Source organism: Caballeronia sp. LZ033 (genome assembly GCF_031451265.1).
Taxonomy (GTDB): domain Bacteria; phylum Pseudomonadota; class Gammaproteobacteria; order Burkholderiales; family Burkholderiaceae; genus Caballeronia.
In genome coordinates, this window is the sequence record NZ_JARUXQ010000059.1 from 1 (window position 1) to 417 (window position 417).

At 62.8% G+C, this 417-nt stretch carries 1 protein-coding gene; it reads left to right on the top strand.

What is annotated here, in order from left to right:
- A partial coding sequence (locus QCE62_RS35180; protein ID WP_309928047.1) for a hypothetical protein occupies positions 1-220 on the top strand: 220 nt, incomplete at its 5' end.
- Between the last annotated feature and the right edge of the window lie 197 nt (positions 221-417).

The following is a 417-nucleotide window of genomic DNA, read 5'->3' on the forward strand; positions in this document are numbered from 1 at the left end:
CCAGCGTCATCAAATGGGCGCAGCACAGAACCCCGTTTCTGGCCCGGCCGTAGAGCGTGCCCTCATAGGCCACACCGGGCGTGGATCGCGGACCCACTGGGACAAACTGCCGTTCAGCGAACTGGTGCAGCACCTGAGGGTTCCGGCCCAGCGCTACGCGCTGCCGGAGGGTATGCAAGGGAAACCAGTGGGAGGCAAGAGCAATGAGATGGACGCGTAAGCAAGAGTGCACTGGCATCCCCGATTGACTGGTCGGCGGCGCGTAGCGCAGCGCCGGAGCATGCAAGGGCTGCACCAGTCTGTTCTGTGGTGCGATTTCACAGTGGGTCCGCGATCCACGCCCGGAGTGGCCTATGAGGGCACTCTCTACTGCAGTGCCAGAAACGTGGTTCTGTGTCGTGCCGCTAAATGACGCTG